We start from the raw sequence: 13569 nt of genomic DNA, 5'->3' as shown, positions 1-13569 counted from the left end.
ATGTCTCCACATACGGCGGCCTATCGATCACGACGAGGAAACGACACATGCGCCTGACCGCACGATCCCTGACTCTGCGGCTCAGCACTGCGATCGCACTCGCCGTCACCGCGGCGCTTGCCACCGCGACACCCGCGATAGCCGACACCGTCGTCTACCCCGCCGCCAACAGCGACCCGTTCCACACCACCCCCGACGACATCGCCGATCGTCAGCCCGGCGATGTACTCGCCTCGCGTATCGTACCGGCACCACTGGGATTCCCCGGTACCGATGCCGTGCAGCTCAAGTATCGGACGACGAACTCCCACGGCGCTCCGATCTCCGCTGTGACGACCGTGTTGTCGCCACACGGCGCCGCACCGGGACGCCCGCTGGTCTCCTACCAAGCCATCATCAACGCACTGGGTCTCGAGTGTGCTCCATCTACCGCGCTGTACTCCGCGAACCCGCTCCGCGGCATCCGGGAATCTCCCGGACTGATCCTCGCGGTACAGCGAGGCTGGTCGCTCGCGATCCCCGACCACCTCGGTCCGGTCAGTGCATACGGGGCCGCGAAGGTCGGCGCACAGATCACACTCGACGGAATCCGGGCCGTGCAGCGGTACGCCCCACTCGAACTCGCCGACAGCCCGATCGGTATCGCCGGGTACTCGGGTGGTGGCATGACGACTGCGATGGCGGCGGTCCTGGCCTCGACGTACGCACCCGAACTCGACATTGTCGGCAGTGCATACGGTGGAGTCCCCATGGACATCGGGGAGATGGCCAAAGGCCTCGGTGAGTCCGCCCACCCCGCTTTCGGTCTGGCAATGGCCGCCGCACTCGGGCTCGAGCGCGAGTACCCGGACCGGATGCCGGTCACAGGTCAACTCAATGAGACTGGGATGGCCCTGCGCGACCGGATCGCCAACGGCTGCACCAGCGACATCCTGGCTTCCGGTGCAGGACTGAGCATCGCCGACGTCGCCGACCCCGAGGTCGGCATGTCACTTCTGGACAGCCCATCCGTGCAAGAAGTGCTGATGGAGAACAGCGTCGAACAGATCCCAGCAGTGCCGAATGCTCCGGTATATGAATGGCATTCACCCACCGACGTTCTGATTCCCCTGAACTCGATCACCACGACATTGCGCAGGTACTGCGACGCCGGAGTACCGGTTCGATCCGAACTCGTATCGAGCCCCGACCACATCACCGCCGCCGTGCTCGGACTTCCCGGCGCGCTCGACTTCTTCGACGCACGTTTCGTGGGTACTGCACCCACGTCAAATTGCTGACGCTGACGATCAGGTACCTTCGACGTTGAATATCTGCTGCTCGTGATCTTCACGAAATAGCGTCTCACCTGTGCCCCCAGTCGGACTCGAACCGACACTTGGCGGATTTTAAGTCCGCTGCCTCTGCCAATTGGGCTATGGGGGCTGACTGACTCACCCTAGCGTGTCATCCAATCGCAACAATTCCTGCTTCCCGCTGCAGCAATTGCACGCGCGGGAGACTGGGATCGTCGCGGTTACATCAGTGGGCGAGCGACATGGCGATCCCATCGAGGATGTCGTGCTCACTCACAACGAGTTCGGTGATCCCGGCCCGTCGACCGAGTTCCTCGGCGAGCACGGTGGTGACGATCGCACCGCCACCGATGACGTCGACGCGGCCCTCGTGCATCGGCCCGAGCGCCGCACGCTCGGCGCGGGTCGCGGCGACGAGTCCGTCGCACACTTGCGTCAACCGGTCGAACGGGACCGAGGACAGGTGGATCTTTGCCGGGTCGTACACGTCGAGATCGTGGGCGAGCGCAGCCAGCGTGGTCATCGTCCCCGCGACTCCCACCCAGGTGTGTGCCTGCGCAACAGGGACGCGGTCGAGCGCTTCGGCAAGCTTCTCCCCTGCGACCACGCGCGCAGCCGCGACCTGGTCGGCGGTGGGCGGATCGTCGTGCAGGCACCGCTCGGTCAGGCGCACGCATCCGATGTCGGTGGAATACGCTGCGCGCACACCGTTCTCGTCGCCCAGCACTACTTCTGTGGAGCCGCCACCGAGATCGACGACGACGAACGGACCTCTGGCCGGGTCGAGTTCGCCCACCGCGCCGGTGAACGACAAGCGTGCTTCCTCGTCGCCGGTGATGACTTCGGCTTCGGCTCCGGGGCTGACGCCGCCGAGCACCTCGCGGGTCATAGCGAAGAAGTCCTCGCGATTCTGGGCGTCGCGGGTCGCGGACGTCGCGACCATCCTCACAGCGGTGGCGCCGGCCCTGCGGATCAGATCGGCGTACTCGACCAATGCGACACGAGTGCGTTCGATCGCTTCGGGCGCAAGACGCCCGGTCGCGTCGACACCCTGCCCGAGCCGTACGACCTTCATGAGCCGGGTGACGTCGGTGAGGGCGCCGTCGTCAGCGATGTCGGCGATCAGCAGGCGGATCGAGTTGGTGCCGCAGTCGATGCCGGCAACGCGAACCGGGCTCACTGGCGTTCCCCGCGCAGCTCGGCGTAGGTGGGCCAGTCGGCGGGGAGCGCGGTGCCTCGGAGCCCTGCGTCGGCGGCCAGCGCCACCGATTCGTCTCCCAACGGGTTGACTCCCGGCCCCTTCGCGAGCGAATGCGCGATGAGCACGTGCAGGCACTTGACGCGGTCGGGCATGCCGCCGCCGGTGAACTCGGTGCCGAGGGATTCGATGGCATTGCGCTCGGCAAGGTACGACTCGTGCGCGCGCCGATACGCGGCGGCCAGGTCGGTGTCGGTGCCCAGCCGCTCCGTCATCTCCCGCATCACACCGGCCGATTCCTGACGACTCGCCTCGGCGGTGAGCCGCGGGTCGGTGAGGTAGTAGAGCGTGGGGAACGGGGTGCCGTCGGCAAGCTTCGGCGCGGTCTTGACCACGCCTGGCGCGCCGTCGGGGCTGCGGTAGGCGATGGCGAGGACACCGCGGGGTTCGCGCCCGAGCTGGGCGGCGACGGCGTCGAGGTCTTCCTGTGGAACGGGAGCGGTCACCCGGGGATATCTCCTGGTTCTGGGGGTGCCACGGGCATGTGCTGCGGCACCGGGTCGGTGTCGGGTTCGGGTGGCGGTTCGACCACCGAAAGCCACAGGTCGCTGTACCAGGCACCGGTGGACGGTGTTTCCGGTTCTTTCTCCTCGTCGACGAGGGTCACATCGCCTGGCAGCTGGACCTGGTACGGGATGTCTCCCGGCATCACGAAACGCAGTCGTTCGCGTGCTTGCGCCCGAATCCAGGCGGGATCGTCGATGTGCGCCTTCTGGTCTTCGAGCGCGGCGATTTCGCGTTCGAGTTGCTCCCGTTCCTGCGCAATCCGATCGGATTCCGATCGTTGACTGACGTAGGTGCGCAGCGGTACCGCAAGCGTCAGGGCAAGTCCGCACACGACGAGCGCGAGAATCACCGCACGAGGTGTCGACAGTCCGAAAAAGGTGCGTTCGGTGCGGGGATGCCGTGCGTCGCGGGGAGCTCCGACGCGGGTGGGCCGCGCACGACCAATGCTGCCTCGTCCACGGCGGGACGAGTGAGCGGGATCCTCCCTGCCTGCGGGGCGTGCACCCGCGGTCTCTGGACCGAGGTCGGCCGATGCGGTAGACCCCGACGGACGTGTGCGGCCGGTGCGACGGGCCCCCGCCGCACTCTCCGTGCGGCTGCGGCGGGCGCCGGGTCGAGATCTACCGCGCTGGCTCATACCTGGATTCAGCCCTCGATGTTGAAACGCGGGAACGCGAGCTCGCCGGCGTAGCGGGCAGCGTCGCCGAGCGACTCCTCGATGCGCAGAAGCTGGTTGTACTTGGCGACACGCTCGCTGCGGGCGGGGGCACCGGTCTTGATCTGGCCGCTGCCCACGGCAACAGCGAGGTCGGCGATGGTGGTGTCCTCGGTCTCACCGGACCGGTGGCTCATCATCGTCTTGTAGCCGTTGCGGTGCGCGAGGTCGACGGCGTCGAGGGTCTCGGTGAGGGTGCCGATCTGGTTGACCTTCACCAGCAATGCGTTCGCGGCCCCCTTGACGATGCCGTCTTCGAGGCGCTCCGGGTTGGTGACGAACAGGTCGTCACCGACGAGCTGGATCTTGTTTCCGATCTTGTCGGTCAGCGCGACCCAGCCGTCCCAGTCGTCTTCGGAGAGCGGGTCCTCGATCGAGACCAAGGGGTATGCCGAGAGCAACTCGTCGTAGAAGTCGGCGAGCTCGTCGGCCGTCCGGTTCTTGCCTTCGAACGCGTAGCCGCTGGCCTCGGTGTAGAACTCGGTGGCCGCGACGTCGAGCGCGAGCGCGACATCACTGCCGAGCTTCAGGCCGGTCTTGGCGATGGCCTCGCTGATCAGATCGAGCGCTTCCTTGGTGCCCGCGACGTCCGGCGCGAAGCCTCCCTCGTCGCCGAGGCCTGTGGCCAGGCCTTTGGACTTGAGCACCGATTTGAGCGAGTGGTACACCTCGGTGCCCCAGCGCAGCGATTCCTTGAAGGTGGGAGCCCCGATCGGGGCGACCATGAACTCCTGGACGTCGACGCCGGTGTCGGCGTGCGCGCCGCCGTTGAGGATGTTCATCATCGGTACCGGCAGGATGTGCGCGTTCGGGCCGCCCAGGTAGCGGTACAGCTCCAGACCGGAGGTCTCTGCGCCGGCCTTCGCGACCGCAAGCGACGCACCGAGCAGGGCGTTGGCGCCGAGGCGACCCTTGTCGGGGGTGCCGTCGGCGTCGAGCAGTGCCTGGTCGACTGCGCGCTGTTCGGTGGCGTCGATGCCGATGATGGCCGGGGCGATCTCGTCGAGGACGGCCTCGACGGCCTTCTCGACACCCTTGCCGTTGTAGCGGTCGCCGCCGTCACGCAACTCGACGGCCTCGTGCTCGCCGGTGGAGGCACCGGAGGGCACGGCAGCGCGAGCGAAACTTCCGTCCTCGAGCAGCACCTCGACCTCGACCGTGGGGTTGCCACGGGAGTCGAGGATCTCGCGGGCTCCTACCTGCTCAATGATGGCCACTGGCTGATTCTCCTTCGATGGACGGCCGCGCTGCGGGGTCTGCACGTTGGGAACAGCCTAACCGCCACGACCAGGCTGTGAACCACGGGCGCGCCGCCCTGGGTGATACGGGCGCGCCGCCCTGGGTGATACGGGCGCGCCGGCTCGGTCGGGGATCGGACCGTCATGGCCGCGCGCCCACGCCGTATGCGGCAGCGCGGTCGCGCACCAAGGCGAGATAGTCGCCCGAGAGGTTGTAGGCCATCAAGGCCCTCGTCCAGCCTTCCGCGGTGGTCAGGTCGCCTCCGCGATCGCACAGGTACCGTCCCGCGGTGAGGGCTGCGTCGTCGATGTTGTCCGGGTCGGCGACACCGTCGCCGTTCGCGTCGACACCCCAGCGCGTCCATGTTTCGGGGATGAACTGCATGGGCCCCATCGCCCTGTCGAGGATCGGATCGCCGTCGAGTTCACCGCCGTCCGTGTCGCGGATCTCGGCAAGGCCGGGCCCGCCGTCGAGCGGAACTCCGCGGATCGCCGGGGTGGCGGTTCCGCTCTGGTCGAGGCTCGCTCCCCCGTGTCTGCCGTGGTTGCTCTCGACGCTGCCGATCCCTGCAAGCGTGGTCCACGCCAACCCGCATCCGCTGTTCGAGGAGGCCAGGACGGCCGCGGCGTGCCCGTAGGCTTCGAGCGCGATCACCGGAATACCCAGGGTGTCGGCCTGAGGTTCTGCCCAGTCGCGCAGGAGCGCGGACGTGCGACCGGGCCCGTCGAAGTCGATGGACGGCACGGGCACACCGGGCCCGGGCGGGACGCCGTCGGGAATTTCTATTCGTGGCAACTGGGGTGAACGAAGATTGGAACCCACCGCGATGATCACCACCACTACCAGCGCACTGAATACGAGCAGCGGCCAAGCCGAGCGACGACGTCGTGGAGCGGGGTACACGCCTCCATCTTCCACATGCGCAATCACCCGCACGTGAATGCGTCTGCGCGGGTGATCTTCGAGGATCACCCGCGCAGACTCGGACGGTGGAAACCCCGAGGGGTTTATTGGGCTCCCACCGCGAGTACAGCGTCATGCTCCGACGCAGTCTTCGTGGTCGTCCTCGACGCCGACCATGCTCCCCACGCGCTGCCGACGATGTCGTCGAGGTCGTAACGTGCGTGCCACCCGAGTTCTGTGCGGATCCTGGCGGCATCGGCCACCACGCTGGCCGGGTCACCGGGGCGGGGTTCTTCGATCCGCCAGTCGAACGGCACGCCACTCGCCCGGCGTGCCGCACGCATCACATCGAGCACACTGGCGCCACACCCGCAGCCGACGTTGTAGACGACCGCCATGCGAGCTGTGTCCATGGCGTCGACGACGGTGGCGTGTGCGTCGGCGAGATCGGTGACGTGGATGTAGTCACGGATGCACGTGCCGTCGGGGGTGTCGTAGGTGTCGCCGAACACCGATGGCGACTCGCCACGGTCGATCGCCTGGAACACGCGGGGAACGAGGTTGTGGATGCCACGGTCTGCCAGTTCCTCGCTGCCAGCACCGGCCACGTTGAAGTACCGGAGCGCTGACCAGCTGATGCCCTCTGCGGCGGCGATGTCGCGAAGCAGCCACTCGCAGATGAGTTTGCTTCGTCCATAGGGCGATTGGGGCAGCGTCGGAGCGTCCTCCGTCACCGTGTCGTCGCTTACAGCACCGTACACCGCCGCACTCGACGAGAACACGATTCTGCGCACCCGCAACCGCACCATCGCGGCGAGCACACTCTGCATGCCGTACACGTTCTGCCGGTAGTAGTAGGAGGGACGGGTGATGGACTCGTCGACGGCCTTCCGACCGGCGAGATGCACCACGCCATCGATGCCATAGGTGTCGATCACGTCCATCAGAAAGTCGGTGTCGAGGACGCTTCCCACTTCGACAGGCACTTCGGCTGGGAGCAGTTCCGGATGCCCGGCCGACAGGTCGTCCACCACCACGACGTCGCGGCTGCCCGAGCTCAGGGCGCGCACGACATGGGTGCCGATGTATCCCGCGCCTCCGGTCACCAATAGCATAGTTTCCACCCTTCATGTCGGGACTAGCGCTTCTCGAAAATGCCTTCTTGATCAGTTCGGCTCGATCCGGTCAATACGTTCTTTCGCCACGAAGGACGGCAACAGCAGTTCTGCACAGGATCGACAGGTCCATGGCGAAGGTCCAGTTCTCGATGTATCGGAGATCTGCCCGGGCTTCGTCCTCCCACGAGAGGTTGCCGTGTCCGCGGATCCGCCACAATCCGGTGACGCCCGGCTTGACGAACAGGCGGCGCGCCCCACCCCCCTCGCCGTACCGCACCGGCTCGGATCCGATCGGTGCTCGAGGACCGACGAGCGCCATGTCGCCTCCGATCACGTTGAACAGTTCGGGCAACTCGTCGACGGAGTGCCTGCGGAGGAATCGGGCGACCCGGCCGGCCCCCAGACCGTCTCGAAAGACGTACATGGCGAAGGTGTGGCCGTCACGACCCACTCGGTCCCGCCGGACGAGCACCGGTCCGGGACTGTCGAATCGGATGGCAGCGGCCGCGAGTGCGAGCACGGGCGAGGCGACGACGAGAAGCACCAGTGCGAGCATCCGGTCGACGACGTTCTTGACGGCCCATGCCGGTCCGCTGTATCGACGGGCGCTCATCTGAAGGAGGGGAAGCCCCGCGAGCGGCGAGATGTGCAGGCGTGGGCCGACGACGTCGATGAGCACCGGGGCGATGAGGAGGTCGACCCCGAGATCCTCGAGGTCCCGGTCGAGCGTCCGCATTCTCGCGCATGAGCATTTGTCGGACGGGAGCAACGCGACCGCGTCGAACTTGTGAGTCTCGGTGAGGCGGAGGATGTCGGCGTCGGTTCCCAGCACTGGCACGTCGTCGATCGCCACGGGTGATTCACGGGGACCCGGAGGGGCGTCTCCGTCCGAAGTGGCTGCGAGACAGACGCCCTCGACCTTCCAGCCCGATTCTGCCGGTCCATTGGTACGACTGACGAGTTCGTGGACTTCTTCCGCATTCCCGACGACTAGGACTGAACGCAGGCACCGACCTCGCCTACGGGCACGCAACACCACGACCCGCAGCACTCTTCGAGCAACGAGGGTGAACACGAGCGCGAGGGGTAGCGCTCCGAAGATGAATGCGCGGGCCTGATCTGCACCGAGCGAATATGCGAAGATAGCCGATCCCGCCACCGCGTAGAGATACGCACGGAGGATTCTGCGGTATTCTTCCAGACCTGATCCTAGAATTCTTCTGTCCCAGACTTTCTGACCTGCAATCGACAGCACGGTGATGGCGGTGCTGACCACGAGCACGGCTCCGCGTTGCCCATCGGCGAATGCGGCGGTCGGGCGGTATCCGACGGCGACGATCAGGTTCGCCAGCGCGAGACAGAGCAGATCGCAGCACAGCACCGACACTTCGTAGCGACGCTCCCACATTGCAGGGCGAACGATACGGTCGAACACGGCCCTTCGGGGCGCCGCGACCGCGCGTGCCGGAGCCATCGGATCGTGCGCCGGTGCGGCGACTGCAGCAAACTCGCCGATGCGCTTGTACATCAAGGTCACCCCTGTTCGGAGCCGTCGGACCCCCGACTCTCAAACCGTACCTTGAGACTGTTTTATTCGCAATAACAAACCAAAGGTTCAAGACTATAACGCGACATCTCCGAGGAACATTCGGCGCGCGCCACCGGTGTCGACATTCCAGGGGAGAGGGAGGACACCTGCTCCCAACATGCGCTCGACCCCCTCCGGACCCATCGGCTTGCTCATCAAAAATCCTTGCGCACGAACACAACCCAGATCCAAGAGGTAACTCACTGCGCCGACGGATTCGACGCCTTCGGCGACCACGTCGAGCCCGAACGACGCGGCCAGTCCGACGATCGAATCGACGATGACCCGGTCTCCTTCGCTTCGATCGAGATTCTGCACGAACACCTTGTCGATCTTGAGTGTGTCGACCGGTAGCGACTTGAGATGCCCGAGGGAACTGTATCCGGTTCCGAAGTCGTCGATTGCGATTCGCACCCCCAACCGCTCGAGCTTCGCGAGCGTGGACCGTGTACGCCATAGATCGTTGACGACTACGTTCTCGGTGATTTCGAGACACAGTTCCGAGCCGACAAGACCGTACTGCTCGAGAACCTGTTTCACATAGACGTCGAAGTCCAGAGTGACCAACTGGACCGGCGACACGTTGACACTCATGGCCAGGTCGAGATCGCGGTAGTCGTGCTTCCACTGCCCCAGCTGGGCGCACGCGGCGTCGATCACCCAGGCACCGAGCTCACCTGCCAAATTGGTCGATTCGGCGACATCGATGAACTCGAGCGGCTGCAGCTTCCCCAGCACTGGGTGATTCCATCGCACGAGCGCTTCGAGGCCGAGGATTCTGCCGGTGCGCAGATCGACCTCGGGTTGGTATTCGAGTACGAGATGGTCGTCGTCGATCGATGTGCGCAGGTGCATCTCGATGGTCGCTCGCCGCTCCCTCCTGTCGTTCATATCCTCGGTGAATACGCCGACACTATTGCCCCCCTGCACCTTCACAGACATCATTGCCTGATCCGCCTGGCTGAGCAGTGTGACCGAGCGAATCTCGCCGGGCTCTCCGAGCGCGACTCCCACACTGACACCGCGCCCGACGATCTGGCCGTCCAGGGTGACGGACTCCCCGACGTACTTCAGCATCGCTTCTGCACGAGCGATCACCAGATCGAGCGTTGTCGGGCCGTCGAGCACCACCACGAACTCGTCACCACCCAACCGCGCGACAATATCGTCGCGCCCGTTTCCTTCCGACAGCCGTTCAGCGATCCGGCACAGGTAGGTGTCGGCCGCGCGGTGACCGAGAAAGTCGTTCAGTGCCTTCAATCGGTCGAGATCCAGGAACAGTACTCCGACCGGGCCGGGCCTCCCTGCGTACAGCCGGTCGTCGAGATACTCGAGCAGGGCCCGTCTGCTCGCGAGTCCCGTCAGTGCATCGTGGTAGGCCGCGTACCTCAGATCTTCCTCCGCACGAATGCGTGCCTGCACCTGAGTCAAGAGTACGGCGATCAATTTCAGCGTGGTGACCTCGCGATCGGTCCAGGCCCGATCGCCCTGTTTGATCAGCCCCAGGGCACCGGTGGTGATCCGCCCGGACACGAGGGGCACGGCCGCCACCGACACATCGGGCATCCCCGACCCCTCGAAAACTCGGTGACCGTATCCTTCCCAGTCCGAACCGGCGGCCTCCTGTCCGCCTGGACGACTCAGCAAGGGTTCCTTCATAGAGGCAGAGGCCGCGAAGATCGGGTCTGCGTCGTGGAAGTGGATCACCCCCAATGGGTCGGGATCCGGAATCACCGGCCTCGGCGGCCATTCGGCGACCAGTCGTGTCGCACCGACGTCATGATCGTTGTATCGGAGAAACGCGGTATCGACGCCGAAATGTTCGACGAGTTCACGGAGCACTTCCCGCGCCACAGCGACCTGGGTGGCAACATCGGCCGGCATGAGGTACGCGGCGATGCGCATGACCAGTGCATCCAATGTGTGCTCGGTGCCGGGCATCTCTAGCCTCCATCAGGCATGTCCAGTCCGGTGGATGTACCGAACTCGGTCCGAACGACGACGGCTGCGCTCTGTCGCGTGCCGGGTCCTCCCGATCCTCATGACGAGTGCAATTCGGTCGTCGTCCGCAAGACCCAGCGACACGCCGAGTCTCCTGCGTAGCGAGTCGAGGACTCCGGCGTATCGATGCGACAACCGATCCAGATCGGCTCGAGTGTCGGCGTAGAGGAAGATCGGTGAGACGGGCTGGACCGCCAGCCCGAGGGCCTGTGCATGCACCCAGACATTTTCGACCACCGTTCCGGCGTGAACGTAATCGCGTGCGTCGCCGCCCTCGGCGACGACCGCTACCAAGGCTGCACTTCCCCGCACCCGGTCTCTCGTGATGCGCCCGAGTCCGCCTCCCAGGCCCCAGTGGTCGAGCTGGTCGAGGACGTCGTCGCGCACGACCACATCGAGCATCGCGCTCTCCGCCGCGTCGAGCCCGAGTGAGCTCACCTCGATACCGCTGTCAGCGCTCTCGCTGCTCGGCCAACGCAGCTCACCGACCATTTCTCGTCTGAGTTCTCCGGTCAGATACCGGATTCGATCCGACTCGGCCAGAATCTCCGCGCTCTCTTCGAGGCTTGCACGATCGGTCACGATTCGGATCCGGCCGCCTTCCGATATCGCCGCGTCATGCAACGCCACCGCCTCGTTCCGGGAGAGAACCCAGTCGTGGGTGAGATGCCGGTTCGTCGCACGCGCGAGCATCGGAGCGTACAACTCCGAAAGACGAGGGTCGGCGTCGTCACCGAAGTTCAGAGTCGCGACAGGGCGATTCGGATCGATTCGGTCAGTGGAAAGCAGACTCACGGAGCCGAGAATTCCGTGGGCCGCTGCAGCGACCTTCGCGTTGAACAGAGCCGCGCCGACTGCGATACAGCTGCCTCGATGGTGGAGGTCCATCAGCGTCGGTGCGGGCTCCGGGGCGATCGCAAAAACGAGACGTCTGCGTTCGACGGTAATCGACCAGGGCTGGCTGTTACCTCCGGACGGTGCCCGAACCGCGGCGTGGACCAGTGCTTCGACCGGATCCTCCGGCACAGAGTGGTCGTTCGGTCGCCCCGGTTCCGTGTCACCACCTGTCTCCGGAGACTCCAAGCGATCGAGAAGCCGATCGAGGTCGATTCGCCCACGGCCCGAACCGATCTCGTTCCCGAGCGCAATTCTCCGGATCGCCCCCGCGATCGTTGCGCCGCCGAGCGCCACGTCGCTTGCCAACTGCGGCCAGGCTTCGAGCGTCTCGTCGATCTCGAGCATGGATGCGGCCAAGCGGGTAGACAGTTCATTGGCACCGAGGATCCGCAGCACATGCGGCACCTTGTCTCGGCTGGACAGTTCCGAGAGAGCCTCGACATCGACGTCGCCGAGCAGCCCGTGGAACGGTAGTCGCTCCGGCTCGAGGTCGAATCGCTCGACGTCGACCAACCCCCTGTCGCTGGTATGCATCACGACAGGTATTCGTCTCCGTGACGCTTCCGCCCGCAACAGCATCTTCACGTCCAAGGAGTCACACTCGTCGACGAGGACGTCGAGACCATCGAGGAACGTGCCCACGGTCTGAGGAGTGACACCGTCGCACCAGGCCCTGACAGGCAAGTACGGGTCTGCCTCCGCGATACGACGAGCGGCGACCACCGCCTTGTTGATCCCCAGATCGAGCAGTGTTCCCGGTACCCGGTTCAGATTGGACAACTCCAACACGTCGAAGTCGGCCAGGCGAACCTCACCGCACACCCCTTCGAGCGCGAGGGTGTGCGCCACGGCATGCCCGACACTGAGACCGACGATGCCGACCGTCACGGATCCGAGCTGCGCCTGCTCGGTGGCCGTGATCTTGTTGCGGTTGCGATCGAGCCGCAATCTCCGGAACGACGCCGGTCCGAGCACTCGGACCGCAGTGCGCCGCCACGGGTAGTACGCCCATCGTGAGGCCTCCTCACGAACGGAAGCGACACCGAGACGAAGCAGACCCTCACGCTGCTCTCTCAGCCGATCGATCAGCAGAACCCCGACCTCGTCACGCAGTCGCTCGAGCTCATCCGCATGGCTCGGATGCTCCTCGGACAACAGCACCGCCGAGTACGCTTCGTCGTCGCCCGTGCTCGCGCTCATCCGGTACCTGTTGTCTGAATCTTCCCGAGTTCGCGAGTCCGCTCACACGACCGGTTGTCGCGGACATCCCAGAGCAGAAGGCGCGTGCGATACCGCGAATCCGGGTACGGACACGGGGGGATCTCCTCGACGATGCGAGCACCACACTGTGTCCACATGTCCAGGGCGTTGTCGGCAGCGGTACCCACGAGATACCTGGCACCGAGGAGCTCCATGCAGTAGGTCGTGGTACGCGCGACTGCGGCACTCAGTTGCTGCCGTCGCGGAACTCCGTCGGCAACCCAACCCATCTTCGACTCGACCAGACCGTGAGGCAGGCACCCACCGAGTACGCGGCGGATCGCAGAGCGGTGTATCGGATCGGACCACTCGACCATCGGGTGCGCCTCGTCGGCACGTCGATAGGGCCCCAGTGTTCTCGACCCACCCACCACTACGCCTTCCGCGTCGAGCGCAGCGAAAAAGTAGGTGGTGGAGGCACCGTCGATGATCTTGCTGTACTCCACAGCCGATTCGACATCATGCTTCTGGTACGCAGTGAGACCTCCGGAAACGAACGATTTCCACAGGCCAGGTTCCGCGGCAGGAGACGCTGCAACGAAGCGATATCCAGAATCCTCGTCATGGTATTCGAGGGTCCGCCCCCCGAATGCCGGAGTCAGCCAGTCGTCGCGGTGCTCCACATCGGCCTCCAATCGGCGCCCGTCCGCGCACACCCACAAACCGGACACCCGCGAACAGCAGTTCAGGGTCGACGCCAGCGCATCGACGGCCTTGACGAGTCGCTGTCCACACTCACTCACGGCCGGTGACGGGTCTACTCCGATATGGTTACCCATGCTGGCGCC

11 protein-coding genes and 1 tRNA gene are annotated in these 13569 nt (G+C 65.3%); 1 reads left to right on the top strand and 11 read right to left on the bottom strand.

Annotated elements, in window-relative coordinates; all coding sequences use genetic code 11:
- Positions 1–47: 47 nt before the first annotated feature.
- Entirely contained in the window at positions 48–1280 is a 1233-nt protein-coding gene (locus ACZI8W_RS01120) for a lipase family protein (RefSeq protein ID WP_463366642.1), read from the top strand.
- 71 nt (positions 1281–1351) lie between these two features.
- Here the strand turns inward: ACZI8W_RS01120 and ACZI8W_RS01115 are convergent.
- The 11 genes from ACZI8W_RS01115 to ACZI8W_RS01065 form a co-directional block, all read right to left on the bottom strand.
- A tRNA-Leu gene (locus ACZI8W_RS01115) sits at positions 1352–1425 on the bottom strand.
- Positions 1426–1521: 96 nt separating this feature from the next.
- Positions 1522–2475 (bottom strand): Ppx/GppA phosphatase family protein, encoded by a 954-nt coding sequence (locus tag ACZI8W_RS01110; protein WP_463366641.1) that lies wholly within the window; start codon positions 2473–2475, stop codon positions 1522–1524.
- Complete coding sequence (locus ACZI8W_RS01105; protein ID WP_463366640.1) at positions 2472–2999, bottom strand: DUF501 domain-containing protein; 528 nt, start codon at positions 2997–2999, stop codon at positions 2472–2474. The genes ACZI8W_RS01110 and ACZI8W_RS01105 overlap by 4 nt, the downstream gene beginning before the upstream one ends.
- Positions 2996–3409, bottom strand: coding sequence for an FtsB family cell division protein (locus ACZI8W_RS01100; RefSeq protein WP_463366639.1), 414 nt, complete (start codon positions 3407–3409; stop codon positions 2996–2998). Before ACZI8W_RS01100 ends, ACZI8W_RS01105 begins: the two co-directional genes overlap by 4 nt.
- Before the next feature lie 296 nt (positions 3410–3705).
- Positions 3706–4992: a phosphopyruvate hydratase gene (eno, locus tag ACZI8W_RS01095; protein ID WP_463366638.1), complete on the bottom strand. Its 1287-nt coding sequence runs from the start codon at positions 4990–4992 to the stop codon at positions 3706–3708.
- Between the two features lie 163 nt (positions 4993–5155).
- Entirely contained in the window at positions 5156–5917 is a 762-nt protein-coding gene (locus ACZI8W_RS01090; protein WP_463366637.1) for a lytic transglycosylase domain-containing protein, read from the bottom strand.
- 104 nt (positions 5918–6021) lie between these two features.
- On the bottom strand, positions 6022–7032 hold the full coding sequence (galE, locus tag ACZI8W_RS01085; RefSeq protein ID WP_463366636.1) for a UDP-glucose 4-epimerase GalE: 1011 nt from the start codon (positions 7030–7032) through the stop codon (positions 6022–6024).
- A gap of 70 nt (positions 7033–7102) precedes the next feature.
- Complete coding sequence (locus ACZI8W_RS01080) at positions 7103–8563, bottom strand: sugar transferase (RefSeq protein WP_463366635.1); 1461 nt, start codon at positions 8561–8563, stop codon at positions 7103–7105.
- 93 nt (positions 8564–8656) lie between these two features.
- Complete coding sequence (locus tag ACZI8W_RS01075; RefSeq protein ID WP_463366634.1) at positions 8657–10564, bottom strand: putative bifunctional diguanylate cyclase/phosphodiesterase; 1908 nt, start codon at positions 10562–10564, stop codon at positions 8657–8659.
- Positions 10565–10576: 12 nt separating this feature from the next.
- Positions 10577–12721: an Rv1355c family protein gene (locus tag ACZI8W_RS01070; RefSeq protein WP_463366633.1), complete on the bottom strand. Its 2145-nt coding sequence runs from the start codon at positions 12719–12721 to the stop codon at positions 10577–10579.
- Entirely contained in the window at positions 12718–13560 is an 843-nt protein-coding gene (locus ACZI8W_RS01065; protein WP_463366632.1) for a hypothetical protein, read from the bottom strand. Before ACZI8W_RS01065 ends, ACZI8W_RS01070 begins: the two co-directional genes overlap by 4 nt.
- Between the last annotated feature and the right edge of the window lie 9 nt (positions 13561–13569).

This window comes from Rhodococcus ruitaii (assembly GCF_055230935.1).
The sequence above is the reverse complement of the archived record's forward strand: the minus strand, read 5'-3'. Positions and strand labels throughout refer to the sequence as shown.